The organism is Vibrio ordalii ATCC 33509 (assembly GCA_000257205.1).
Classification (GTDB): Bacteria; Pseudomonadota; Gammaproteobacteria; order Enterobacterales; family Vibrionaceae; genus Vibrio; species Vibrio ordalii.
The window spans coordinates 1-24,935 of the sequence record AEZC01000050.1 but is presented as its reverse complement, the minus strand read 5'-3'; the positions used below and the strand labels follow the sequence as shown (position 1 = coordinate 24,935).

Here is a 24,935-nt window from a genome sequence, read left to right as displayed (position 1 = left end):
GGGTATAGGTTGATTTACATTTAAATAAAGGTTGAACCTTCGCAACAGATAACTAAAGATTATGGTAACGATGCCGATTAATCTTTGAGACGGACACTCTAACAGAAAAGTATGCAGCAATCTGAAATTCTATCAATCGCAGAGCGTTTGATCCCAGCTTACCGTTTACCTGATTTTGACTATCTTCTTTCACAAATGACAGCAGATGAATCACCGTCGGCAAAATTACTGGTCAAGATGGAGCTCAATCGCATCATGGCTCCTTGTGTTAAAAGTATTGACTTGCGAGGTCGGGTGCAAGGGGAATGCCGAGAATATGAATTAGATGGCCGCAAACATTGGTTCGACGATGTGGCCTTTAACGCCTATCACAAAGGGATCAAAAAATTTGGGGCGTACACGGAAGGTGTATGGGAAGCGTTAAACAATACGCCAAACAACTTCCGTGTGATGCAACAACGTGGTGCCCAAAACCCACAAAAGGACGGTGGCAGTACGTTTTTTGAAGCTGAGCCAATTAAGCTTGGTTATGATCTGAAACGCCAAGAAAATCGCTTAAAAGTCACCTCACAAGTTGAAATTCACCTATCAAGTAAACAACTGGTCAATGGCCTCAGTGTTGATCTATCGGTTTCTGGTGCAAAATTTAAAGTTCCCGCCGCTTTTAACTACAAGCTTGGTGAGGTGATCCAAGTCTATTTTTCCGAACTAAACAAAACGTCAGAAGTGGTTGGACTCAACCAAACCATTGAATATCGTATTTTAGGGATTGATGAATCTTACGATAACGACGCCGTGAAATTTCTCCGTACACTAAAACTTTCCGATACAAATATCATCGAAAAAGTGATTACTGAATCGCTGCAAAATAACACTCAGAAAGCACGACATGATAACCAAGATAAGCTGATCAGAGCACGGACTCGTGGTTACGAGCACACCTATTTAAAACATACCTGTAACTTACCGGTATTTTTTAGTGGCAGCGAACTGAAGTTGGTACTGCTGACTGAAAATAACCAACCTATATGGCAATACTGGCACGACGAGCGTAATCAGCAAGTACTCGGTTCGTTATTCAATAAAGAGCGGATGGAGCAGTTGACCAAGCCGGGGATGCGGGGTAGCAATAATGTGCTTTATGCTTTTAAGTATGAACATCAGGAAAAAACGCTCTTTTTTTCAATGATGATGCCCGAGGCCAACCGTGAACAAAGAAAAATGTTTTGGCATGTTGGCGCTCGTCGACAAAGTTGGAAAGCGTTTCGCTTATTTGTCTTTGAACTCTCGGATGAAGAGCGTCAAGAACTTGCGGTTCATGCCCATGAATTGTCTGATCGCTCAAGCCACTTAACGCACTGTGGCGTTTTACAAGAAATTGGCGATGAGGATTCGGCAAAAGATTACCTATTGACTGACAAACCCAATTTACCCAATAGCGAACTCAATAAATTCCGTCATTTAAGGCAGATCATTGGCCAACCTACAGGCATTTACTTTGACGCTCGCTCGCGTAGAAAAGAGCCTCGTTACCAATTCAAGACACCGCTGACCATCACTTCAGGATCAGGGGTAAATGCAACTGGCCACACAATTGATTTATCTAAACGTGGTTTAAGTATTGTTTTGGATACACCACTGCCAGTAAAAGCAGGCGATAATGTCACCATCAATTACCACGAATTACAGCTTTACGATAAAAAGCTGCCGCTGCATAGCCTTCCCTACCATGTCATTCGTATTGGGCCAGAAGGTCAGCGTCTGCAATTGGTGATAGAAGAAAATATACATACCATCAAAACGATCGCTTTTTTCAATAGCATTATTGAAAACAATCAAGATAAGTTGCTACCGAAAGAAGAAGTGCTACCAAGTCATAACTTACTGGAAGGGTTGCACAACATCTTGCTTGATAAGATGATAAGTTCGCCGATTTTCGTTGATAAACACGGTGCAAATTTACGCCCTAAGGTGATTGGCGTGAATTATCCCTTGCCGCCTCATCTTGTGTTACTGGCTAAATTAGGCCAAGAAAATCGCATCACGTTAGAGCCGATATTCAAAGGCCACACCAATACTCTACTGGCTAAGCCGATGCGGCGCATTGAAGGTGCGCTACCGCAATATCACGACGTTTATATTGCGGCAATCAAATTTGGCACGCGTATTCAATCAATTCAATCGAAATTATTGAGTGATTTTGAAAACACTAAAGAGCGCATTAATTTTATCCAAAAAGCGCAACACATGGGTGAAATTTACATCTTGAGGATTTGTAGTGCACCCGTCTTTGACCCAATCACTACGCTGCTGCGCAGTGATCTCAATGAGTTGGCACAAATTAGTCTTCATCACGCTCGTACGCTAGAAAAAGAGATCACCTCGATCATTGGTTATGGAGAGGTGATCGATATTACAGAAGAAGTCTTGATCCGCTTAGAACTAACTTTGTAAAAGAGACTGACTTTTGTAAAAGAGAGTGTGGGTAGAAGAGAGTGTGTGTGGGTAGAAGAGAGAGAGCGGGCATCGCTCACTCTCTTATCTTTCACCGTTGAGCTTTACTCAAGGCTTCACTTTCCAACTGAGTTTTTGCTGCTTCACCAATGAGGCAGAAAGAATACAGAGCACGCCGCCAAGGCCTGAAAAACGGACCGCCGCTTGTGCTTTTGCTTCAACTTTAGGTTTCGCATGATAAGCAACGCCTAACCCCGCTGCAGCCATCATAATTAAATCATTCGCCCCATCGCCAACCGCGACAGTATTGTGCAATTCAATCTCATAACGCTGTGCTAACTCAACCAAAATATCGGCTTTGGTTTGCGCCGAAACGACCTCACCTAACACTTGACCAGTAAGCTTGCCATCAACAATTTCCAACGTATTGGATTGCGCATGATCAAGTTGCAGTTCGCTTTTTAAATAATCTGAAAAATAGGTAAAGCCACCAGATGCAATCGCCGTTTTCCACCCCAAGGCATGCAATGTCGCCACCAGTTCACGCAAATCAGGCATCATGGGTAATGTAGAGCGAACCGATTCAAGAATCGACTCATCGGCACCAGCAAGTTTGCCAACCCGCTGACGCAAGCTTTGCTCAAAATCCAATTCACCTTGCATCGCTCGCTCAGTGACTTCGGCGACCTCCTCTCCGACACCCGCTAACTTGGCTATCTCATCAATGCATTCTATTTGAATCGCCGTAGAGTCCATATCCATCACAATCAAACCCGGCTTGGACAGGTCAGGCACTTCACTCAAACGGGCGTAATCAATTTCGAGTCCTTGTAAAATTTTCTCGTGCTCTGTCGTCAGTTCACCTGACATCAGCGCCACTTCATAATGTCCCACTTTCCACATATCGAGGACGGCGTTGTAGTAACCGGTAAAAAAATCAATATCATCAAAATGTTGAGTGGAGAGATAAGGTGCAAAAATAATCCAACTTGCTTTTGCTTTGTCAAATTGTGAAGAAAAACGAGTTTCAGGCAAGCGGTTGAGCAGCGTTGTGTGCCTTTTGATCGGCAATGTTTTGAGGGCATCCATGTTTATCATTCCTTAATCAATCCTTTTCCTTCAGCCTGCTTAAACGCACCACAAGCAAAATGGGATCAACTCGATTCAATGCTCGAGTATCAATAAATGGGTGTATGCCCCTGACGTTACCCTATTGCAATTTAAAAACGCAAGTCTCAATATGAGTAAAGTTTTTATTTATCCAATCAGGTGGGTTATGGACGGCTCTTTATTTTCATTTCGCGTCGCAATTCGTGTGCTTACCGTCATTTTATTAGCAGGCATGTTCTTCTTTACCGTAAAAAACAGCGTTGTGATCAGTAAAGGTAACGAACGAATTCAGGCCAACCAACTAGAAACATTAACTAAGGTTTTGATTTCACAGGCATCATTATCTGCTGGCAGCATGATATCAGAGCAAGATCAAGAGCGCCTGCTAGCCCTAACCAACCAATTAGCTCAAGATAAACTGGTGTTTGATGCCACCATTTATGATTCCGAAGGGGTCAAATTAGCCGCCAGCGATAACGCGTTAAGCGTACGCGAAGTATTAGGATTGGATACACCACTGCGCACGGCCAGCATTGGCCGTCAGCAACTGGTTGAGCCCGTCTATCATGAAAGCAGTATTATTGGTTTTATCCGCATTACTTTTGAAACTGGCCGCGTCACGGCGATTTCAGATCACCACTATCGTAAAAGTGATCGCTACATGTATCTCATGCTGTTGACCAGCTTTGTCAGCGGTGTATTACTCACACTGCTACTACTGCGCCGAAAACCAAAGAGTGGTGGTGAGAACCTGCTGCTGCAGAATGTGAATGATATGACCTAGCAAGCTTTGTAAATAAAAACCTCAGTTGCGACACTGAGGTTTTTTAATAAAAGAAGATTATTGAGCGTCGCCAATCAATACTGAATCTAACGCAATTTCAATCATTTCATTGAAAGTGTTTTGACGCTCTTCAGAAGTCGTTTGATCGCCAGTTTTGATGTGATCAGACACAGTACAAATCGTCAGTGCTTTTGCGCCATATTCCGCCGCTACGCCGTAGATTCCCGCCGCTTCCATTTCTACACCAACAATACCGTATTTATCCATCACATCGAACATCTCTGGATCTGGCGTGTAGAAAAGTTCTGCGGAGAACAAGTTACCCACTTTCACGTTAATACCACTGGCTGTAGCCGCCTCTTCTGCAGCTTTAACCATTTTGTAATCGGCAATCGCAGCAAAGTCGTGGTCTTTAAAACGGATACGGTTAACTTTGGAATCGGTACAATCACCCATGCCAATCACAACATCACGCACTTTGATATCATTGCTGACCGCACCACAACTTCCAACACGGATCACTTTTTTCACGCCAAAATCTTTGATAAGTTCCGTCACATAAATTGAGCATGAAGGGATCCCCATGCCGTGGCCCATTACCGAAATTTTGCGACCTTTGTACGTTCCTGTATAACCAAACATGTTACGCACATCACACACTTGTACCACATCATCCAGGAAAGTTTCTGCGATGTATTTGGCACGAAGCGGGTCACCCGGCATTAAAACGACGTCTGAAAATGCGCCCATTTCAGCATTAATATGTGGAGTTGCCATTAAAAGTATCCTTTATCTAAATTGACCAAAGAATAGAGAGTGATCTCTCTATTCATCCTCAAAAATGAATAGCTACGCTTACTGTAAGAAATTGGTGCCGTAATCCATCGCAGACGTACCGAAATAGTGCGCCAGTGACTGGCCAATATCAGCAAACGTCTCGCGACGGCCCAACGAACCGGGTGCCACTTTGTGACCATAAACTAACACTGGAATGTGCTCACGCGTATGATCCGTGCCCGGCCAAGTTGGATCGCAACCATGATCCGCCGTAAGAATAAGCACATCATCCTCTTCCATTAACTCAAGCACTTGTGGCAGACGCTTGTCAAAGTACTCCAGTGCTGCAGCGTAGCCCGCCACATCACGGCGATGACCATAAGCAGAATCAAAATCAACGAAGTTAGTGAAGACGATGGTGTTATCTTTCGCTTGTTTGATTTGTTCTAGTGTTGCATCAAATAAAGCCGGGATGCCTGTCGCTTTGACTTTATGAGTGATGCCGCAGTAGGCGTAAATATCAGCAATTTTACCAATAGAAACCACGTTACCTTGCTTCTCATCAACCAACTTTTGCAGCACGGTCGCCGCTGGCGGCTCAACGGATAAATCACGACGGTTGCCAGTACGAGCAAATTCTCCCGCTTTCGGGCCAATGAACGGGCGCGCAATCACGCGGCCAATATTGTAATCCGCCAATTCTTCACGTGCGATCTGGCAAAGTTCTAACAAACGATCAAGACCGAACGTCTCTTCGTGACAAGCAATTTGGAACACTGAGTCAGCTGAGGTATAGAAAATCGGTTTACCCGTTTTCATGTGCTCTTCACCCAAATCATCGAGAACATGAGTGCCTGATGCATGGCAGTTACCAAGAAAACCATCCAAACCTGCGCGTTCAACAATGCGATCGGTCAGCTCTTTCGGGAAACTATTTTGCTTATCGCTGAAATAACCCCATTCAAACAGCACAGGAACACCAGCAATTTCCCAGTGACCCGAAGGAGTATCTTTACCTGATGAAAGCTCAGCTGCGTGGCCGTACGCACCGATAATATCAGCGTTGGCATCAAGCCCCGGAGCAAAACGCCCCGTTGACTCTTTATGCGCCATGGCAAGCCCCAGTTTCGATAAGTTTGGCAGCGTCAATGGGCCCTGGCGATCCACGTTATTCGCTTCGCCTTTAGCACATTGGTCTGCGATGTGGCCCAAAGTGTCAGCGCCAACATCACCAAATTGTGGTGCATCAGCGGTTTCGCCGATACCAAATGAATCTAATACTAAAATAAATGCTCTTTTCATTGCTATCTCCAACCGATATTTTTATACGTCTTCTGCGCGAATTTGGCCGTAGACATCGGGTGTTGGTGTGTATTCTCCGCCAATTTGAATGGCGCTTTGTAATGCTTTAGCCGCTTGTTGCCATTGCGCTTCATTACGCGCATGGATCACCGCCAACGGCTTGCTGCTATCGGCAACGTCACCTAGGCGAATAAATTGGTCAAACCCAACCGCGTAATCAATGGTGTCAGTTGCGACGCGGCGTCCACCACCCATCTCCACCACGGCCATGCCAATCGCGCGAGTATCCATTGCCGATACGACGCCACTTTCTGGAGCGTAAACGGGCTTAACCAGCTCGGTTTTTTCAAGATAGTGATCGTAATTTTCCACAAAATCAGCGGGGCCGCCTAACCCTTTGACCATTTTGCCAAAGCATTCAGCCGCTTTTCCGTTATTAAGAACGGACATCAGTTTCGCACGAGCATCATTGCTGTCTTTTGCTAAATTGCCTAACAACAACATTTCAACGCAAGAGGCCAAGGTAATTTCCAGTAAGCGAGGATTGCGATATTCACCAGTTAAAAAGCGTACCGCTTCACGCACTTCGAGGGCATTGCCTGCCGAAGAGGCCAGCACTTGGTTCATATCCGTCAAAATAGCCGTGGTTTTCGTACCTGCGCCGTTAGCCACTGCGACGATAGATTTAGCTAACTCTTCAGAAGCTTCGTAAGTCGGCATAAATGCGCCAGAACCGACTTTGACATCCATCACCAAGGAATCTAACCCAGCGGCTAATTTTTTAGAAAGAATCGAGGCGGTGATGAGTGAAATGTTGTCGACCGTTGCGGTAATGTCACGTGTGGCGTATACGCGTTTATCCGCTGGCGCGAGATCACCCGTTTGGCCGATGATAGCAACGCCCGCTTCTTTGGTTACTTGACCAAATACGTCATTACTTGGCGTGATGTTATAACCGGGAATCGACTCCAATTTATCCAGCGTGCCGCCCGTATGACCAAGGCCACGCCCTGAAATCATAGGAACAAAACCACCGCAGGCTGAAACCATGGGGCCAAGCATCAGCGAAGTAACATCGCCCACGCCGCCAGTTGAGTGTTTATCAACGATAGGACCACAGAAGTTCATCGCATCCCAGTTGATCACCATTCCTGAATCACGCATAGCGCACGTCAGTGCAATGCGCTCTGGCATGGTCATTTCATTGAAGAAAATCGTCATGGCAAAGGCCGCAATTTGGCCTTCAGAGACGGTATTATTCGCCACACCTTGAATAAAAAAGTTAATTTCTTCGGTGGTGAGGATCTCGCCGTCACGCTTTTTGCGAATGATTTCTTGAGGTAAAAAAGTTTGAGTTGAATACATGAGTTGCCTCCCAAGCATGATGCTTTGGTCAGTAAGGTAAAGAGGTAATCGGGAGCTGATGGCTCAACTCCACGAGTCAGACTTATTATTATCAGTCCTACTTCAGCGCATAATTAATACGCAGTTGGATCGGCTTTTTGGTCTGTTACTTCTAATGTATTCAAAAGATTGGTTAGCAGGCTTGAAGCCCCAAAACGGTAGTGCATGCTGTCGGCCCAATCTGCGCCAAGTAGCTCATCAGCCATCGCGAGATACAATGCAGCATCTTGCGCTGTGCGTACACCGCCCGCAGGTTTAAAGCCTACTGTTTTGGCAACGCCCATATCACGAATCACTTCTAGCATCATGCGTGCGTATTCTGGTGTTGCATTCACAGGGACTTTGCCCGTTGAGGTTTTGATGAAATCAGCGCCCGCTTCAATACAGATTTGAGACGCTTTTTTGATTAATGCTTCTTCTTTTAGCTCACCAGTTTCGATGATCACTTTAAGCAGAATGTCACCACACGCGGCTTTACATTGCTTAACAAGATCAAAACCGACTTGCTCATTACCGGCGATTAATGCGCGGTAAGGGAATACAACGTCGACTTCATCAGCACCGTACGCAACGGCGGCTTTCGTTTCCGCAACGGCAATCTCAATATCATCATTACCGTGTGGGAAGTTGGTCACGGTTGCGATACGAACCTCTGGCGTGCCTTGCTCACGAAGTGTCTTCTTCGCAATAGGAATAAAGCGAGGGTAAATACAAATTGCAGCGGTATTACCTACAGCCGTTTTGGCATCATGACAAAGGGCAATCACTTTCGCATCCGTGTCATCATCGTTTAGCGTAGTCAAATCCATCAATTTCAGTGCACGTAGTGCGGCTGCTTTTAAATCGCTCATTTCTATCTCCGATCAATATATTCAAATAGTTCACTAGTAAACCACGCTCAGTGTTAAGAGCGAGATGGCTTACTAGCCACAAATGAACGGACTTGGTTCCTTGAAGACTCGAAATGCACTTGCATTTCAATTGCTATCCCTGTCACCGCACAGTACCAATTTGGCCCATGGCACAACCATGATATGCCGCTTATTTGCACTCATCGCCGTGTCTAACGTATATCCGTGTGTAACTTATACCCGTATCTAATTTATATCAAAGCAACACGACATGATAAAACGGGCTGCCTTTGCGTCAAATCATACTCCATGTATTGATTGATGCTAGCTGATATCTTCACTCTTCTATTGAAAATGAATCTCACTGATACAGTATAGATTTTCACTACAAAACTGTAGCGTCATTCATAGAGCAAACGGTTTGTATCTCAAAAAAGATCAGCGTCAACGATAATCTCGTTTACCGATAAACTCTGATCTATCCATTAAAAGCTAACTTATAAAAGAAAGCTTTCGGTGATAAACACTGACCACCCGCCTAAAGGGTGAATCAAAGCATTCCTTTCGCCAAAACAAAAAAGCCCCGCAGCAATCTCTTGCTACGGGGCGATGTTAAACGGCGTCTATATCTCTTTCTCTTGTTTAATTAGAAAGAAAGGAAGAAGCCAGCAATGGTTGCGGCCATTAAGTTAGACAGTGTACCAGCACAAACGGCTTTTATACCCATCTTCGCGATATCGTGACGACGGTTAGGAGCAAGACCACCTAAACAACCGAGTAGAATCGCAACAGAAGAAAGGTTGGCGAAGCCACACAGTGCAAATGAGATGATAGCTTGAGTTTTCTCAGACATCACCGCACCAGTAGCAGCAACGATCTGTGCGTTCTCACCCACGTAAGGTACGAAGTTTAGATAAGCAACAAATTCGTTTACAACCAGTTTTTGACCGATGAAAGAGCCCGCTAGCGTTGCTTCTTCCCATGGCACACCAATTAGGAATGCTAATGGAGAGAAAAGCCAACCAAGCAGTAGTTCTAGAGTCAGTTCAGGCATACCGAACCAACCACCCACACCACCAAGCATACCGTTAACTAACGCGATTAGACCAACGAAGGCAAGTAGCATTGCACCTACGTTCAGCGCAAGTTGCAGACCAACAGAAGCACCACCAGCAGCAGCATCGATTACGTTGGCAGGTTTATCATTGCCATCCATATCGCTACCCAGCTCTTCATCTGGAGTATCGGTTTCAGGTTTGATGATTTTTGCAAACAGTAGACCACCCGGTGCTGCCATGAAAGAGGCCGCAACAAGGTACTCTAGCGGTACACCCATCGATGCGTAACCAGCAAGTACACCACCCGCAACTGAAGCCAAACCACCACACATTACTGCAAACAGCTCAGATTGAGTCATTTTAGGTACAAACGGGCGAACCACTAGTGGCGCTTCTGTTTGACCTACGAAAATGTTGGCTGCAGCAGACATCGATTCCGCGCGAGAGGTACCGAGTGCTTTTTGTAAACCACCACCTAGAATCTTAATTACCCATTGCATAACGCCAATGTAATAAAGCACAGAGATAAGTGCCGAGAAGAAGATTAAAGTAGGTAGAACTTGGAAAGCAAAGATGAAGCCAATACCGTCAACTGAAAAGTTAACTAGGCTGCCGAATAGAAAACCAGTACCGTCTTTACCGAAGTCGATGACGTTTTGAACACCCGCAGAGAAACCTGCAAGGAGATCACGACCCCATGGCACGTAAAGAACGAAACCACCGATAAAAAATTGGATAGCAAAAGCGCCACCCACTGTTCTTAGATTGATAGCTTTGCGGTTATCAGACAGTAGAACTGCAAGTCCTAGCAGAACTGCCATACCGACTAGGCTCATAAACAGGCTCATAGTTTATGATTTCCTTATTAGGTTATTGTTGGCGTGTTATAAAATGGAGCTCATGAAGCGGGGTGATTATACTCATCACCACTAAGATAAAGTAATGCCAGCCTCACACTTTCTTATAAGATTCACTGCCCATTAACTCATTTATGTGAGCACGTTCAATGATTACTGACACTAGAATCATTAAACCTACATTTCATTTCGAATTTATTCACACCGGAAAGAACAAAGAATGACTATTTTCCCACAAAACATCAGCAACCGTTTGCTCTGATTGGTTCTTCAGTAACGCAAGCGTTTGCAGGATAATCGGCAGTTTTTGCGGGTGATTCGCTTGCCCTTGAAAACCATTGAGTGGCATATCTGGGGCATCCGTTTCTAGCACTAAACTTTCGATTGGGAGTGCCGCAATAGTAAGACGGGTTTTGTTGGCTCTTGGATAGGTAATAACACCACCGATGCCAATCTTAAAACCCAGTTCAATAAACTGGTTTGCCTGTTGAACGCTGCCAGAAAAAGCATGCAGCACTCCACCTTGGTTAAATTGATGCTTTTTTAACAGTTGTATTAAGCGGTTGTGCGCTTTGCGGCTGTGTAATATCAATGGAAGTCTGGCTCGTTTCGCAAGCTCTAGTTGCATTTCAAACATTGTTTCTTGCAAAGCAGGAGCAATATCAGTCGCAAAATCTAAGCCACACTCCCCCAGAGCCACGCATTGGGCTGGTTTTTGAAGTAGCTTTTGCTCAAGCTCGTCGATATCGGCAGGGGAAGAGGTTGATAAAAAACAAGGATGGAAACCAAGAGCAAAATAGAGTTCAGGATAACCATTGGCAAGCTCGGCCACTCGTTGCCAGTTACTTGGACCAACGGCGGGAATCACTATTTTCTCAACCCCCTGCTGGCGAGCTAAGTGTAAATGGTGTTCAAACTCACGCTCAAAGATAGAAAAATCGAGATGGCAGTGCGTATCAAATAAACGCAGCTTCTTATTCTCGCTCACGTTCTTTACTCTGAACAGGATCTTGACGATAAGCAACACAGCTACGTTTTTTATCTGGTGTTAAACCCATGTTTTCGCACCAGCGATCATAACGCGCAACCTGCTTTTTCAACCACTGCCACATAACCGCCTCTCTTACATCACTGCTCTTCGCGTTTAAAGACCAACTCAGTTGCTGATGACTCCTGTTCTACAAAATAGTAGCCAGCACAGTCAAACTGAGCCAATTGCTCTACAGAAGAGATTTGTTTATCGATAATGTAGCGAGCCATCATGCCACGAGCCTTCTTAGCATAGAAGCTAATGACTTTGTATTGCCCTTTCTTGCAATCCTTAAATACCGGAGTAATGATGCTCCCCTTAAGCTTTTTCGGATTAACCGCTTTAAAATACTCGTTGGAAGCGAGATTAATCAACACATCATCGCCTTGCTCTTTGAGAGCTTGATTGAGTTTATCGGTAATGATATCGCCCCAAAACTGATACAGGTTAGCCCCCCTCGGGTTACCCAATCTCGTGCCCATTTCTAAACGATACGGTTGCATCAGATCCAGTGGTTTCAATACACCATACAAGCCAGAGAGCATTCTTAAATGCCGTTGTGCATATTCAAATCCGGCATCCGATAACGTTTCTGCTTCAAAGCCCGTATAAACATCCCCTTTAAACGCCAAAATGGCGGGGCGTGCATTATCCAACGTGAAGGTTGGGCTCCACTGTTCAAAGCGAGCCACGTTGAGCCCAGCAATTTTATCGCTCACTTTCATCAACGCTGAGATGTCGGCAGGAGTCAATCGACGACACACATCGATCAACTGAGCGGAATGGTCAATAAGCTCCGGATGAGTATATTTGCTTGTCACCAAGGGGGATTCGTAATCTAACGTCTTGGCTGGGGAAACAACAATGAGCATAATTTTCCTTCCTTTCTATTCTTGTTTTATGGCTCACAGAGTACAAAAAAAGCCATGCGGTGTCTGCATGGCTTTTTCAATCTATTTAATCGTCAGTAACGATAACAGGCTATTTGTTGTTGTACCAAATGCCATCTTCCAACTGAGATTTTAACTCCGGGTAATCATTAGCATCGAAGGTAGGAACCTTACCTGCAGCTAACTGACGGTTATAATCTTTCGCGAGCTTAATCACAATGCCAGAGAGCAGAATGATCGCCACTAAGTTAACAATCGCCATTAACCCCATCGAGACATCCGCCATTGCCCATACAGTCGGCAAGGTCGCCAATGAACCAAACATCACCATGGCAAGGAAAATAATACGGAACAACGTTAACCCTTTCTTATTATTGTGCTCTAAGAAAATCAGATTCGTTTCGGCATAAGAGTAGTTGGCAATGATTGAAGTAAAGGCGAAGAAGAAAATTGCAAAAGCAACAAAAATCCCACCCCAACTGCCCACTTGTGAGCTTAATGCGCGCTGAGTCAACTCGATACCGGTAATTTCACCGTGTGGTACATATTCACCCGACATCAAAATAATGGCGACAGTTGCTGAACAGATCACAATCGTGTCAATAAAAACACCCAACATTTGCACGTAACCTTGAGAGGCTGGGAGCGGCGGATAAGGCGTTGCAGAAGCCGCTGCATTAGGTGCTGAACCCATACCCGCTTCATTGGAAAACAGACCGCGTTTAATACCGTTAATCATGGCTTGAGCAATCGCGTAACCTAAACCGCCTGCGGCCGCTTCTTGAAGGCCAAATGCACTTTTGAAAATAAGGCTTAATACGGCTGGTAGCTTTTCTATATTAGTGACCATGACAAACATCGCAATCGCTAAGTAAGCTAATGCCATGAAAGGGACAATCAGTTCAGCAGTACGCGCAATTTTACGGATACCACCAAAAATGACGAAAGCCGAAATTGCAACGATGAAGATACCGACATACAGCGGATCAAATCCAAAAGCATTTTTCATAGCCCCTGCAATTGAATTAGCTTGAACGGCATTGAATACTAGGCCAAAAGCAATAATCAGGAAGATGGAAAACAGAACGCCCATCCAACGCATACCAAGGCCTTTTTCCATATAGTACGCAGGGCCACCGCGGTAGTTACCATCTTTGTCACGAGTTTTGTATAGCTGAGCCAAGGTGCTTTCAGCAAATGAAGTCGCCATACCAAGCATAGCAATCAACCACATCCAGAAAATCGCGCCAGGACCACCCGCCGTTAAAGCAACGGACACACCAGCCATGTTTCCGGTACCAACACGCGCAGCAAGGCTAGTACAAAGTGCTTGGAAAGAAGATATACCGGCCTTATCTGCTTTACGGCTGTTTTTCAACACGCTAAACATGTGGCCGAAATGGCGAAATTGAATGAATCCTAGGCGAACGGTGAAGTAGACACCAACACCGACTAAAAGATAAACAAGGATGGATCCCCAAAGTAGATCATTCATTAAATTGATTAAGTCTGTCACAAGAACCTCTCATAGAGTGATAGCGCTGACCTAAGCGAAAAGCTTCACGAAAAAATGCACATGCTGCGAGTCAAGGTTATAACCAGCATGTTTTTATCGATATTATGCAATGCATTTTATTCGCCCAAAAAGTGAGGAGTCTCAACTTTTGAAGGGGCAACGTATTTTTGACGGGCGGATAATGCAACCTGGAAGAACAAAAATCAATATGCAACAGGTTTGGTTAAAATGTTATTTTTCACTATAAAATCACCTTTAATTAACATTTCACAAACCAATACAAAAACAATTCAGCAACCAAAAAACCAAACTAGAAACATTGAAAGATAAAAAACAACCATAAAAACCCAGTTGCACTCACTTAATCTCACCCCTTGAGAATAAAGGGCTAATCAGTTTCACCACTAAATCTTGCATAAATTTATGATAATTTTTTATTGAATGGTCATAAAACAGCCAGCCAGGCAATCGCAATCCTTACAACCAACATTTATGTAACATTTAAAAATGTAAATAAAATCGTTTGCGTCACTTAACCGCTCCCTTTTTGTACTAAAGAATCCCGCTAAAATTGTGAAATTCTGGTCAAAATCCAATAAAAGGTTCATCAAAAAGAAACAAATGAGAAACAAATCATAGCTAGGCTAGCGAAAACTGTGCTATCTAGAGAGCACGACATGGCGTAATAACAACAACAAGGGGTTGCTTATGGAAAGCTTGCAATTTGACGAAATGTTGGAAATGGAAATCACAAAACTCCGCTCTAGTCGCACTAAACCAGTAAAAAGAATGTGGCGAGAAATTGAAGCGATTCAGGATCAAAAACGGTTACAAAGAGAATTGATGGAAATGGATGTCTGCTTTGAGGCAGATCAAATCAAACTCTGAGCAAAAAGGCACTTCAACAGTGCCTTTTTTGTTTAACTAAATCAGCAGAGATTACTGGCACTCTTGTGCGGTTTGCCGAACTCGGTGAGCTAATTGCTGGTACTGCTCGGCAATTGTCTCACCAAATACTGGATCATCTTCGGATTGTTGCCAGCTCGCCTCCACCGCTTGCCAATCAGCGACATTAAAGGTGCGGCTGATCAAAGGTAAAACCGATTGTTCTTCTAACTCCAGATGGCGCTTCTGGGAAGAAATAAACTCCTCAAGCTGCTCAATGAACACGTGCTGTGGTACAACTGCATCTTGCAAAATCATATCGACAATCTCTAGAAAAGCATGAGTTTTCTCAGAAAGTTCTACATGTTCTTTGGCTAAATTTTGAATATCATTATGTTGACCATAATGATCAATATAATAGTGATAGAGAATATCTTCTTTGGGGTGGTGTACTGACTCAGAATGGGTCGCCAAGTAGTCAATAATCTCTCTCACTAAAGAGTAGTTGATACTTTGTTCATTGCTCAATTGCCGTTGTTTATCTCGCAAAATGGCAAGCAAACGCGCCATATACCCGTGTTCTCTACGGATCCTTTCAATCATCATTGTGCTTCTCCATTACACTTACTTTAGATAAGTGTATAAAAGCTTCACCCTGCTTGTTTTGACCCTGCTCGAAAAAACATCAATTAATCACTTATCCAATACGGGTTGCCAATTCACAGGCGCTTTCCCCTGCTCAATAAGTAATTGATTAGTCTTTGAAAAATGTTTACAGCCCAAAAAACCTCGATGCGCAGAAAGAGGGGAAGGATGCGGTGCTACTAATACATGATGTTTACTGCGATCAATCATGCTGCCTTTCTTCTGCGCGTGTGAACCCCACAACAGGAAGACAACACCTTCACGCTGCTGATTTAGCGCCTCAATCACCCGGTCGGTAAAGGTTTCCCAACCGGTGCTAGCGTGCGAATGCGCCATACCTTGCTCAACAGTCAGTACGGTATTGAGTAGCAGTACCCCTTGCTCGGCCCAACTTTTTAGGTAACCGTGCTGAGGAGTAACAAAACCGGGGATATCTTGCACCAGCTCTTTGTAGATATTCACCAGTGAAGGTGGGGTTTTAACGCCGGGTAACACCGAAAAACATAACCCATGAGCCTGATTTGGCCCGTGATAAGGATATTGCCCTAAAATCACAACCTTAACGCCAGCAAATTCGGTAAAACGAAACGCATTAAACACGTCAGCAGCAGGTGGATAAATCACTTTCCCCGCCAGCCTTTCCTTTTCAACAAACGCTATCGTCTGTTGAAAATACTCCTGCTGTTTTTCATGGCCGATAACATCGTGCCAAGTCAATGATTGAGTCATAACAACGCTCTGCAAATTAACTAATGACAGCATTGTAACCATAAAAAGCTACGACTGCATGAGTCAATGTCACAGAGCTTTTGCCAGTTAATGTGATTTTTGTGGCGTTCGAGTATGCCCTTGACCGTTCACATGTCGGTTAGGTATAGGCAATCGGACTGGTGGTCGAGCTATTGATGGTGAACGTGAGATCAAATAAAACATAGTGACATCCTCCTTCATTTTGACGCGGCTATGCCTTTGTCTTTATGAAAGAAAGATGCCAACTTATTTAAGATGCTACTGAATCCACCGATTGTGCGTGTAGATCTCTTAATGTTTGAATTTCTTGGGCCAAAATATCTGGATCGATTGTTTCTAAAATCAATGGTATACCATCAAACCTTGCATCTTTGGCAATAAATTCAAAGCATGACCAACCAATTTCGCCTTGTCCTAGAGAATGATGGCGGTCAACACGGCTGGCGAACTTTGCCTTTGAGTCGTTGATGTGCATTGCACGTAAGTAGTGCATTCCCACCACGCTATCAAACTCTGAGAAGGTTGCCTCGCACGCCTCAACTGTGCGCAAATCATAACCCGCAGTAAAAGTATGACACGTGTCAAGGCACACACCTACTCGCGATTTATCCTCAACTTGCTGGATAATTTCGGCTAAATGTTCGAAACGCCAGCCTAGATTCGTCCCCTGCCCTGCGGTGTTTTCAATCACAGCAACGACCTCAGGCACGGCTTGATGTGCAAGGTTTATCGATTCTGCAATCGTCGCAAGACATTCACTTTCTGAGACTTGTTTAAGGTGACTACCCGGATGAAAATTCAGAAGCGTCAGCCCCAGTTGCTGGCAACGTTGCATTTCATCAATAAAAGCTTCGCGTGACTTAGCAAGCTTATCGGCTTCTGGCGCGCCCAGATTAATAAGGTATGAATCGTGCGGCAAAATGTGTTCACTTTTAAAACCAAGCATGTGGCAGTTAGCCTTAAAAGCGCGAATGGTTGCCTCTTCGAGCGGTTTAGCAACCCACTGGCGCTGGTTTTTAGTGAATAAAGCAAATGCATTTGCTCCAATTTCTCTCGCTCTCAATGGGGCTTGGTCAACGCCGCCAGAGGCCGATACATGAGCACCAATAAATTTCATTCCACGGCCCTGAATTCTATTTGTCATTAAATCACTTTGTACTTTCAACATTGGACTTCAATTGTCTGATTTTCTGTTACTTAGGTCAAACACGCGCTAAAAATGTAGTAAAATTACAACAAAATCATAAATAAAAAATATTTTACGCATTAAAAAAAAGTAGAACTCATTGTTTTTAAATGATTTATTGATTTAAATCAATAAAATAAACCCCATATTATCAATGTTTATCGTTGTTTTTTGACCTAAATCAATATTAATATTAAGGATATTAGCTATATAATAACCAACTCAACAAAGTTAGAAAATAAACACCAATAACGCCACTTAAGTGGACTAGGAGATAGTGATGATTCAAGGCATTCAAATTACAAAAGCAGCAAACGACAACCTACTAAATTCTATCTGGTTACTCGATAACGAAAAGAATGAAGCACGTTGCGTTGCCGCTAACGCAGGCTACCAAGCAGATCAAGTTATCGCGGTCAGCGCCCTTGGTGAGTATGAAAGCCGTGAAGTTGCGATTGAAACAGCACCTCGCATCGAAGGCGGTCAGCACCTAAATGTGAACGTTCTTAAGCGTGAAACTCTTGAAGATGCCGTTGCACACCCTGAGAAGTATCCGCAACTGACGATTCGTGTTTCTGGCTACGCTGTTCGTTTCAACTCATTGACTCAAGAACAGCAACGTGACGTTATCGCACGTACCTTCACTGAGACGCTATAATCATAGCGTTGATGAGAATATTCATATCCAAAAATGGCGCTCAATGAGCGCCATTTTTATAGCTAGAGAAATATCACACTGACTTCAATAAGATGAAATCAGGATCTCTTTAAGGCTGAACGCGTCTTAACACCGTTTTTAGAGCGTCAAAATCATTGTCTAACTCTTCAGAAAGCAACGTCATCACTGCATGTTTTGCAAGAGGAGCTGGTAATTCAATGTCAGTACCTAGCACATCGTCAACGACTTCTTTAAATTTGGCAGGGTGCGCAGTACACAAAAATAGCCCCGTTTCTCCCGCTTGCAACTGCTCATCCAAAACTCGATACGCAATGGCACCATGCGGTTCACACAAATAACCTTGCGCGTAAAGTTCACGAACTGAATCCGCACTTTGTGCATCAGATACCGCACCTTTACCTAAGGTATCTAGCCCCCAGCCCTTTAAGCGACAAAGCTCTTCGATGCGCGGCCAGTTGTTCGGCTGACTAACATCCATCGCATTCGATGTGGTCGCGACCGTGGGTTTTGGATCCCATTGACCCGTTTCTAAGTAACGAGGAACCGTATCATTGGCATTGGTTGCCGCGATAAAACGCTTGATAGGTAAGCCCAATGCTTTTGCCAACAGACCAGCGGTTAGGTTGCCAAAGTTGCCACTCGGTACGGAGATGACTAAGTTTTCACGCTGCGCTTTTCTTAATTGTGATTCGGCCTCAAAGTAGTAGCAAATTTGTGCCATTAAACGGCTGATATTGATTGAATTTGCAGAGTTTAAACCAATCTCTTGGCGAAGCTTGGCGTCATCAAAAGCCTGCTTAACTAACGCTTGGCAAGCATCAAAGTCACCCTTTATCGCGACAGTGTGAATATTGTTGCCCAGAGTGCAGAAGAGTTTTTCCTGTAACGGGCTGATCTTACCTTTAGGGTAAAGTATCACGACCTTGATGTCGGGCATTCCATAAAAGGCATGAGCCACCGCAGCGCCAGTATCACCAGAAGTCGCGGTTAAAATAGTGATCTGTCCACCATTTGAAACGGCGGCCAGTGACTGCGCCATAAAGCGACCACCAAAATCTTTAAATGCCAGCGTTGGACCGTGAAAAAGCTCTAGAGCATAAATGCCGTCTTTCACTTGCTTAATGGGGGCTGGAAACTGAAAAGCCGCATCAACCAACGCATTCACTTGCTCTGCTGGTAATTCATCGCCAATCAGGGCGCTGAGAATTTTTGTACTACGAGAAATAAAATCTTCCGCTAGTAACGCGTCAATATCTTCAAACTGAGGCAACTCTGCTGGGAAAAATAGCCCTTGATTGCGTCCTAATCCTTGGCGTACGGCTTGGCCAAAAGAGACTTGTTCATCATTTTCTTTTATGTTGTAAAGCTTCATAGAGCACTTCCTGTAACGGTCGAGCCATTTTTGTCTAAGCGACAAATATGGACGAATCCTTCTTCATTTTGTACATAATGTTGTTCAAGCCAACGAGCAACTCGCTCGGCAACCTCTTTTTCTTTGCAAATACTGAACAGTGTTGGGCCACTGCCAGAAATGCCAGTAGTGAGCGCTCCGGCTGATGCAGCGTATTTACGCGCATCCGAAAAGCCGGGCAGAAGTTTCTCACGATACGGTTCAGCAATCACATCTTTGATCAGTTTAGCCGCTAGCTCAGGCTGACCTGAGTGACAAGCATGAATGAAACCAGCGAGATGACGTCCATGCGCAATGATGTCCTGCCGACGATATTGTGAAGGTAAGATCGCTCGCGCTTCGGCTGTGGAAACTTTAATCCCAGGATACGCCATCACCCAATACCAATCGTCAAAACAAGGCACTTCTTGGCTGATGATACCTAGCTCTTCAAGCATCAATTGCACGCCGCCTAAGTAGCAGGGGGCAACGTTATCATAATGTATACCGCCTGAAATTTTACCTTCCATTTCGCCCATCAGCGCTAAAAGCTCGGTCTGATTAAGTGGGTTACCGTGAAACTGGTTCAACGCATCTAAAGCTGCAACAATTGAACAAGCACTGGAACCTAAGCCTGAGCCAATCGGCATATTTTTTTCTAACGTCATTTGCAACGGCTTTACTGCAATGCTCTTTTTTTCAAGCTCTCTGGCAAAAACAAGCCAGCAATCGTAAACAATATTCTGCTTTGGATCTTGTGGCAACTTGTCGACAAAGCGACCTGCTGTTTCGAGTACAAAAGGTTCGCTGCCCGCTTTAACTTCAACGCGATCCCCCAGTAAACTGCCATCAATTGGCGACACAGCCGCCCCTAAAACATCAAACCCAACGCTCACATTACCAATTGAAGCTGGGGCATACACCACCACACTCATGTCACTTGAACTCATCAATTAAACCCCTAACTTCCAACCTAAGGTGCGCATCACATCAGAGAACACCCCTGCTGCTGTTACTTCTGTACCCGCCCCATAACCACGCAACACCAATGGAATCGGTTGATAATAACGGCTATAAAACGCCAGTGCATTCTCACCATCTTTGACTTTAAACATTGGGTCATTTTCATCGACCACTGCAATTTTCACCTTGCATTGGCCTTCTGATATTTCACCAACATAACGTAATACCTTACCTTCGGCTGCAGCCTTAGTGGATAACTCTTGGAAATAAGCATCAGCCTGCGGCAAGCGCGCCATAAACTCTGCAACTGTACCCGAAATATCGAAACCCGGTGGCAAAGCAAGATCGACTTTTACGTCATCCAGTTCTAAAGGCATTCCCGCCTCACGAGCTAAAATTAACAGCTTGCGAGCCACATCCATTCCCGACAAATCATCACGAGGATCAGGCTCAGTAAAACCTTTGTCTTTAGCCAGTTGCGTAGCTTGACTAAGAGTCATACCTTCATCCAGTTTGCCGAAAATAAACGAAAGAGAGCCAGATAAAATACCGCTGAATTTTTCCAAATCATCACCGGCGGCAATGAGATTTTGCAAGTTTTCAATCACAGGTAAACCAGCGCCAACCGTCGTTTCGTACATCAGCTTACGGCGCGAGTTGCGCGCCACTTCACGCAGCTGGTGATAATAGGCCATGCTTGCGGTATTGGCTTTTTTATTAGGCGTCACAACATGAAAACCCGCAGCCAAAAATTCGGCGTACTGGTTGGCAATCACTTCACTGGAAGTACAATCAACTAAGACAGGGTTAATGATATGGTTACGCTGCACTAGAGAGATAAGCCTTGCGAGGCTAAATTCTTCACTCGCGCTATGCATTCGATCGCGCCAATGCTCCAGAGGCAAGCCTTCGCTATCCAGAAGTAGCGCCTTACTATTTGCAAGGCCACACACTCGCATCACAATTCCTTTATCGGCTAGTTTGGCTTGCTGACGATGAATTTGGTCAACTAATTCGCCTCCGACACCGCCAACACCGACCACAAACACATCCAAGAAATGCTTAGAATTGAAGAGATTTTCATGACAAGCCTTGATCGCTTCTGAAATTTTATCTTCTGGAATCACCGCCGAAATAGCTCGCTCGGAAGAGCCTTGTGCAATGGCAACAATATTGACGTGAACTTCAGCCAGCGATGAGAAAAATTGAGAAGCCACTCCGCGCGAAGTGCGCATGCCGTCACCAACCAGAGTGACAATCGCAACGTCATCCATAAACTCGACAGGCTCAAGTAGGCCATCTTTTAATTCCAGTTCAAACGCTTCCGATAATGCGCTTTTGGCAAGGGCTTTATCTTGCGCCTCAATACAGAAACTGATGCTGTATTCTGAAGAGGATTGTGTAATCAGCACAATAGAAACGCCTGCGGCAGACATCGCACCAAACACACGGCTAGCCATGCCTTTCATGCCAGGGCCAGAGACGTTGACCATGGTCAAATTATTGAGTGTGGTAATGCCTTTGATAGCCAGCTTATCTTCACCAGTATCTTGACCAATCAGCGTGCCTGCGCCTTGAGGGTTAAAACTGTTTTTGATAAGGCACGGAATATGAAACTGTGCAATCGGCGCAATAGTTTTAGGATGTAACACTGACGCACCAAAATACGAAAGCTCCATCGCTTCTTGGTAGCTGAGTGATTTTAATAAACGAGCATCCGCAACCAAACGTGGGTCACAGTTATAAACGCCATCAACATCGGTCCAAATCTCACAGCAATCTGCACGTAAACATGCCGCAAGCACGGCCGCAGAATAATCCGAGCCATTACGACCTAGACAGACCAATTCACCCTTTTCATTACCCGCCGTGAAACCCGGCATAATGTTAACATGCGCTTGCGGAAGTGGATTTTGTTTGAAATTTTGCGTGGAGATCTCAACATCGACCATTGCCTCAAGGTACTCACCTTTAGCAAAAAGATATTGTACTGGGTCAATCAATGCAGCCGCTTGTCCTTTTGCTTCAAGTACCGCTTTCATCAGTTGGATAGAGACTCGCTCACCTTTACTGATAATGCGCGCATTGACGTTGTCTGGGCACATACCGAGTAAATTAATGCCGTGTACAAATTGACGCAGCTGAGACAGTGACGCTTTTACTTGATTGTCAAAAGCGGCCGAATCCACATTAGGCAATTGTGCTTTGATGCCAGCGAGTAGATCGAAAAATGAGAATTCAAGCTCCGCTATTTGGCGTTCTGCTTCGCCATTACGCAAAGCACTCTCAATAACTGCCACTAATTTATTGGTGGTTTTTCCCGGTGCAGAGAGCACAACGGCGACTTCTTCTTGCTGTACATTGTTAACGATGATATCTGCCGCCCTTAAAAAACGATCAGCATCGGCTAACGATGAACCTCCAAACTTTAATACTCGCATCCCTTCCTCCAAAACAGTTAAAATTGGTAATAAAAAAAGGCCTGTATCTGGTGGGATACAGGCCTTTTTTGTAAAAACTTTTCGCTCAGCGGCCCGCCCCAACATGTGTAATGTCGGTAATAATAATGGTGGTTGTCATTACTACTAGGCTGCGCTGTAACATAGAAAAATTTAAATACTCGTGTGTTTCATTGCCTTTACGTTTACCTTACTTCGTCATCATTAGTCAACGAAAATCTGCTATTTTTTATTGCCATTCCGAATTAATCAAATTTAAAACCACCACACAAATAAGACACTTGCTGCACATTAAGTGCAACCATGTTACACATAAGCAAATAACAAAATGCTATATACATAACGCTGTCATCGTGTGAAATTTGTGCTTTAATTGTTATCACCGCAGTGGACGCAGTAACTCAAAACAAGAATAAGGAGAGGCAGATGAAACTAAAAGTCGCACTATGTTTATTTCTGCTTGTCTCGTTATCTAGCATGGCCAATACCTTACCTGCACTTCCTTCATCACAGAGCCAATCTCCACATCGCTTATTTCTTTCAAGCGAAAGTGATAATCAGCAATTTGATAGTTGGACTATTGATGGCGGTTATTCTTATAACCTTTTTGACAATTTAGATCTGTACATTGGAGCGAGGATAAACAATTCTGACTACGGCTCCGAAAGTGGTTTTTTAAGTGGCCTCAGCTACCAGCTAACTCCCAAATTATCACTAAAAAGCACCTTGCGTTCAGCCGCCAGTAATCCGAATGATACGAGCAGTGCCGGTGCTATGGCGGCGGAGCTATCTAGCCGACTTCAAGTGTCAGAAAACCTTGATTTACATGCCACCCTTGATTATCAAGAGTGGCAACAAGGGGTTCAATTTGGGGTAGGTTTCCGATTTTAGTGCCAGTCTAGCGCTTGAGTTGACGTTAAAACACCATTCCAATCGGCATAAACATAATCACCCGGCTGAATCATCTGGTTGAGGATAGTCAGCGTCACATTAATTTCGCCTGCACCTCTCTTATCGGTCTTAAGTGGGCAACTCGCTAACGCTTTCACGCCTAAATCCATTTGCGATAACGCAGCAACATCGCGTATTGCTCCATAAATGATGACTCCTTCCCAACCATTTTCAATCGCCATGATCGCCAGTTGGTCACCCAATAACGCTCTTTGACACGAACCGTTGCCATCAACGACTAAAACTTTACCTTTACCATTTTGGCTCAATACGTCACGAACTTTAGAGTTATCGTGATAGCAACGCACGGTGACAATTTGCCCCCAAAAAGCACTCCTTAAACCAAAAGTTTGCAAAGGCAAATCCAATATATTGATTTGCGATTCAAATTTATCGCAAATATCTGGTGTGATATCTATCATCCTTCTTCCTTGATTATTGTTTATTATTTTCATCTGACACATTAGACGCGCTGTAAAATCACAGCTCAATCAACCATGATGCCAGATACTTTACTCACCTATTCATACAAACGATGCAAAGAAAAATCCGCTGAGAATGAGCATAACTTGGCGGCCAACTGCATTTAAAAGACTTAATATTCATATTGGTGAGATCCATAGTAGTGCGATATCCACCGCTGTAAACGTTGATTTTTTACGCAATTCCCATTTTTTGACAAGTATCGAGTTAACAAGTTCTTTGCTGGTAAATTTCTCTGTGAGGTAAAGCCCATTGCGCCCAATGCTACCATCCACAGCGAAAATCCCCAAAAAGCATGCTATTTGCATGGGTAATGTGGTGTAAATTTACAACTGCTTAAGACGATTAATATTTGGTAACCGTTCACCAGTAGGAGCTTGATTTAATGGATTACAGACTAAATACGTTTGGGTAAGGCTTGCGAAGGGTAACAGCTTGAACGATTTCCATTAGAGCAGACAGGCTCGAGATGCCTCGTTTGTTACAGGTTTCAACAAGCGAATGCATACGT

The 24,935-nt window shown here is 44.2% G+C and carries 23 protein-coding genes and 1 other annotated feature; of the genes, 5 read left to right on the top strand and 18 right to left on the bottom strand.

Annotated elements, in window-relative coordinates:
• The first annotated feature begins 111 nt into the window (after positions 1 to 111).
• Complete coding sequence (locus VOR_RS0103225) at positions 112 to 2,454, top strand: PilZ domain-containing protein (RefSeq protein ID WP_010318296.1); 2,343 nt, start codon at positions 112 to 114, stop codon at positions 2,452 to 2,454.
• A 108-nt stretch (positions 2,455 to 2,562) separates the two neighbouring features.
• Here the strand turns inward: VOR_RS0103225 and serB are convergent, their stop codons facing one another.
• Positions 2,563 to 3,543 (bottom strand): phosphoserine phosphatase, encoded by a 981-nt coding sequence (gene serB / locus VOR_RS0103220; protein WP_010318295.1) that lies wholly within the window; start codon positions 3,541 to 3,543, stop codon positions 2,563 to 2,565.
• Positions 3,544 to 3,730: 187 nt separating this feature from the next.
• On the opposite strand from serB, the gene VOR_RS0103215 reads away from it, so the two are divergent.
• The gene (locus tag VOR_RS0103215; protein ID WP_010318294.1) at positions 3,731 to 4,348 is read left to right on the top strand and encodes a YtjB family periplasmic protein; all 618 of its coding nucleotides are present in this window, start codon (positions 3,731 to 3,733) and stop codon (positions 4,346 to 4,348) included.
• 57 nt (positions 4,349 to 4,405) lie between these two features.
• Here the strand turns inward: VOR_RS0103215 and deoD are convergent, their stop codons facing one another.
• The 9 genes from deoD to VOR_RS0103170 all read right to left on the bottom strand — a co-directional run bounded on the left by deoD (position 4,406) and on the right by VOR_RS0103170 (position 14,033).
• Entirely contained in the window at positions 4,406 to 5,125 is a 720-nt protein-coding gene (gene deoD / locus VOR_RS0103210; RefSeq protein WP_010318293.1) for a purine-nucleoside phosphorylase, read from the bottom strand.
• Positions 5,126 to 5,203: 78 nt separating this feature from the next.
• Positions 5,204 to 6,427 carry a phosphopentomutase gene (locus tag VOR_RS0103205; RefSeq protein WP_010318292.1) on the bottom strand — a complete coding sequence of 408 codons (1,224 nt, stop codon included), beginning with the start codon at positions 6,425 to 6,427 and terminating at the stop codon, positions 5,204 to 5,206.
• A gap of 21 nt (positions 6,428 to 6,448) precedes the next feature.
• Positions 6,449 to 7,810 carry a thymidine phosphorylase gene (deoA, locus tag VOR_RS0103200; protein ID WP_050946481.1) on the bottom strand — a complete coding sequence of 454 codons (1,362 nt, stop codon included), beginning with the start codon at positions 7,808 to 7,810 and terminating at the stop codon, positions 6,449 to 6,451.
• Positions 7,811 to 7,905: 95 nt separating this feature from the next.
• Entirely contained in the window at positions 7,906 to 8,682 is a 777-nt protein-coding gene (gene deoC / locus VOR_RS0103195; RefSeq protein ID WP_010318290.1) for a deoxyribose-phosphate aldolase, read from the bottom strand.
• Between the two features lie 646 nt (positions 8,683 to 9,328).
• Positions 9,329 to 10,588, bottom strand: a complete 1,260-nt coding sequence (locus tag VOR_RS0103190) for a NupC/NupG family nucleoside CNT transporter (RefSeq protein WP_010318289.1) — start codon at positions 10,586 to 10,588, stop codon at positions 9,329 to 9,331.
• Positions 10,589 to 10,796: 208 nt separating this feature from the next.
• On the bottom strand, positions 10,797 to 11,585 hold the full coding sequence (locus tag VOR_RS0103185; RefSeq protein ID WP_010318288.1) for a TatD family hydrolase: 789 nt from the start codon (positions 11,583 to 11,585) through the stop codon (positions 10,797 to 10,799).
• A complete protein-coding gene (locus VOR_RS18910) occupies positions 11,572 to 11,709 on the bottom strand; it encodes a DUF5363 family protein (protein ID WP_010318287.1) in 138 nt (45 codons plus the stop codon). Before VOR_RS18910 ends, VOR_RS0103185 begins: the two co-directional genes overlap by 14 nt.
• 16 nt (positions 11,710 to 11,725) lie before the next feature.
• Positions 11,726 to 12,499 (bottom strand): peroxide stress protein YaaA, encoded by a 774-nt coding sequence (gene yaaA, locus VOR_RS0103175; RefSeq protein WP_010318286.1) that lies wholly within the window; start codon positions 12,497 to 12,499, stop codon positions 11,726 to 11,728.
• Between the two features lie 109 nt (positions 12,500 to 12,608).
• On the bottom strand, positions 12,609 to 14,033 hold the full coding sequence (locus VOR_RS0103170) for an alanine/glycine:cation symporter family protein (protein WP_010318285.1): 1,425 nt from the start codon (positions 14,031 to 14,033) through the stop codon (positions 12,609 to 12,611).
• Between the two features lie 708 nt (positions 14,034 to 14,741).
• Between VOR_RS0103170 and VOR_RS0103165 the strand changes: the two genes are divergently transcribed.
• Entirely contained in the window at positions 14,742 to 14,921 is a 180-nt protein-coding gene (locus VOR_RS0103165; RefSeq protein WP_010318284.1) for a DUF3545 family protein, read from the top strand.
• Between the two features lie 51 nt (positions 14,922 to 14,972).
• Here VOR_RS0103165 and VOR_RS0103160 read toward each other — a convergent pair whose 3' ends face one another.
• From VOR_RS0103160 to nfo, 3 genes are all read right to left on the bottom strand, one after another.
• Entirely contained in the window at positions 14,973 to 15,524 is a 552-nt protein-coding gene (locus tag VOR_RS0103160) for a hemerythrin domain-containing protein (protein ID WP_029626853.1), read from the bottom strand.
• Positions 15,525 to 15,611: 87 nt separating this feature from the next.
• Positions 15,612 to 16,292, bottom strand: coding sequence for a uracil-DNA glycosylase (gene ung, locus VOR_RS0103155; RefSeq protein WP_010318282.1), 681 nt, complete (start codon positions 16,290 to 16,292; stop codon positions 15,612 to 15,614).
• Positions 16,293 to 16,563: 271 nt separating this feature from the next.
• Positions 16,564 to 17,481, bottom strand: coding sequence for a deoxyribonuclease IV (gene nfo / locus VOR_RS0103150; protein ID WP_033197386.1), 918 nt, complete (start codon positions 17,479 to 17,481; stop codon positions 16,564 to 16,566).
• Positions 17,482 to 17,779: 298 nt separating this feature from the next.
• On the opposite strand from nfo, the gene grcA reads away from it, so the two are divergent.
• Positions 17,780 to 18,157, top strand: a complete 378-nt coding sequence (grcA, locus tag VOR_RS0103145; RefSeq protein ID WP_010318280.1) for an autonomous glycyl radical cofactor GrcA — start codon at positions 17,780 to 17,782, stop codon at positions 18,155 to 18,157.
• 109 nt (positions 18,158 to 18,266) lie between these two features.
• On the opposite strand, the gene thrC is transcribed toward grcA, so the two are convergent.
• The 4 genes from thrC to thrL all read right to left on the bottom strand — a co-directional run bounded on the left by thrC (position 18,267) and on the right by thrL (position 23,135).
• Positions 18,267 to 19,550, bottom strand: a complete 1,284-nt coding sequence (gene thrC, locus VOR_RS0103140; protein ID WP_010318279.1) for a threonine synthase — start codon at positions 19,548 to 19,550, stop codon at positions 18,267 to 18,269.
• On the bottom strand, positions 19,547 to 20,503 hold the full coding sequence (gene thrB, locus VOR_RS0103135) for a homoserine kinase (protein ID WP_010318278.1): 957 nt from the start codon (positions 20,501 to 20,503) through the stop codon (positions 19,547 to 19,549). The genes thrC and thrB overlap by 4 nt, the downstream gene beginning before the upstream one ends.
• Before the next feature lie 18 nt (positions 20,504 to 20,521).
• A complete protein-coding gene (gene thrA, locus VOR_RS0103130) occupies positions 20,522 to 22,972 on the bottom strand; it encodes a bifunctional aspartate kinase/homoserine dehydrogenase I (RefSeq protein ID WP_010318277.1) in 2,451 nt (816 codons plus the stop codon).
• Between the two features lie 30 nt (positions 22,973 to 23,002).
• Positions 23,003 to 23,120 (bottom strand) — a sequence feature (Thr leader region).
• Positions 23,058 to 23,135, bottom strand: a complete 78-nt coding sequence (thrL, locus tag VOR_RS18210; protein WP_081480684.1) for a thr operon leader peptide — start codon at positions 23,133 to 23,135, stop codon at positions 23,058 to 23,060. Its footprint overlaps the feature before it by 63 nt.
• Positions 23,136 to 23,377: 242 nt before the next feature.
• On the opposite strand from thrL, the gene VOR_RS0103125 reads away from it, so the two are divergent.
• A complete protein-coding gene (locus VOR_RS0103125) occupies positions 23,378 to 23,881 on the top strand; it encodes a hypothetical protein (RefSeq protein ID WP_029626850.1) in 504 nt (167 codons plus the stop codon).
• Here the strand turns inward: VOR_RS0103125 and VOR_RS0103120 are convergent.
• Complete coding sequence (locus VOR_RS0103120) at positions 23,878 to 24,363, bottom strand: putative 4-hydroxy-4-methyl-2-oxoglutarate aldolase (protein ID WP_010318275.1); 486 nt, start codon at positions 24,361 to 24,363, stop codon at positions 23,878 to 23,880. The two genes, VOR_RS0103125 and VOR_RS0103120, sit on opposite strands and share 4 nt — an antisense overlap.
• Positions 24,364 to 24,935: the final 572 nt, after the last annotated feature.

Bases quoted from the DNA above. Each gene is read 5' to 3' on its own strand.
- thrA (WP_010318277.1), bottom strand. From the start codon at position 22,972: ATGCGAGTATTAAAGTTTGGAGGTTCATCGTTAGCCGATGCTGATCGT.
- deoA (WP_050946481.1), bottom strand. From the start codon at position 7,810: ATGCTTGGGAGGCAACTCATGTATTCAACTCAAACTTTTTTACCTCAA.
- yaaA (WP_010318286.1), bottom strand. From the start codon at position 12,499: ATGCTCATTGTTGTTTCCCCAGCCAAGACGTTAGATTACGAATCCCCC.
- VOR_RS0103190 (WP_010318289.1), bottom strand. From the start codon at position 10,588: ATGAGCCTGTTTATGAGCCTAGTCGGTATGGCAGTTCTGCTAGGACTT.
- VOR_RS0103225 (WP_010318296.1), top strand. From the start codon at position 112: ATGCAGCAATCTGAAATTCTATCAATCGCAGAGCGTTTGATCCCAGCT.
- deoC (WP_010318290.1), bottom strand. From the start codon at position 8,682: ATGAGCGATTTAAAAGCAGCCGCACTACGTGCACTGAAATTGATGGAT.
- ung (WP_010318282.1), bottom strand. From the start codon at position 16,292: ATGACTCAATCATTGACTTGGCACGATGTTATCGGCCATGAAAAACAG.
- VOR_RS18910 (WP_010318287.1), bottom strand. From the start codon at position 11,709: ATGTGGCAGTGGTTGAAAAAGCAGGTTGCGCGTTATGATCGCTGGTGC.
- VOR_RS0103205 (WP_010318292.1), bottom strand. From the start codon at position 6,427: ATGAAAAGAGCATTTATTTTAGTATTAGATTCATTTGGTATCGGCGAA.
- grcA (WP_010318280.1), top strand. From the start codon at position 17,780: ATGATTCAAGGCATTCAAATTACAAAAGCAGCAAACGACAACCTACTA.
- nfo (WP_033197386.1), bottom strand. From the start codon at position 17,481: ATGTTGAAAGTACAAAGTGATTTAATGACAAATAGAATTCAGGGCCGT.
- deoD (WP_010318293.1), bottom strand. From the start codon at position 5,125: ATGGCAACTCCACATATTAATGCTGAAATGGGCGCATTTTCAGACGTC.
- thrC (WP_010318279.1), bottom strand. From the start codon at position 19,550: ATGAAGCTTTACAACATAAAAGAAAATGATGAACAAGTCTCTTTTGGC.
- thrB (WP_010318278.1), bottom strand. From the start codon at position 20,503: ATGAGTGTGGTGGTGTATGCCCCAGCTTCAATTGGTAATGTGAGCGTT.
- VOR_RS0103160 (WP_029626853.1), bottom strand. From the start codon at position 15,524: ATGATGATTGAAAGGATCCGTAGAGAACACGGGTATATGGCGCGTTTG.
- serB (WP_010318295.1), bottom strand. From the start codon at position 3,543: ATGGATGCCCTCAAAACATTGCCGATCAAAAGGCACACAACGCTGCTC.
- thrL (WP_081480684.1), bottom strand. From the start codon at position 23,135: ATGTTACAGCGCAGCCTAGTAGTAATGACAACCACCATTATTATTACC.
- VOR_RS0103165 (WP_010318284.1), top strand. From the start codon at position 14,742: ATGGAAAGCTTGCAATTTGACGAAATGTTGGAAATGGAAATCACAAAA.
- VOR_RS0103120 (WP_010318275.1), bottom strand. From the start codon at position 24,363: ATGATAGATATCACACCAGATATTTGCGATAAATTTGAATCGCAAATC.
- VOR_RS0103215 (WP_010318294.1), top strand. From the start codon at position 3,731: ATGGACGGCTCTTTATTTTCATTTCGCGTCGCAATTCGTGTGCTTACC.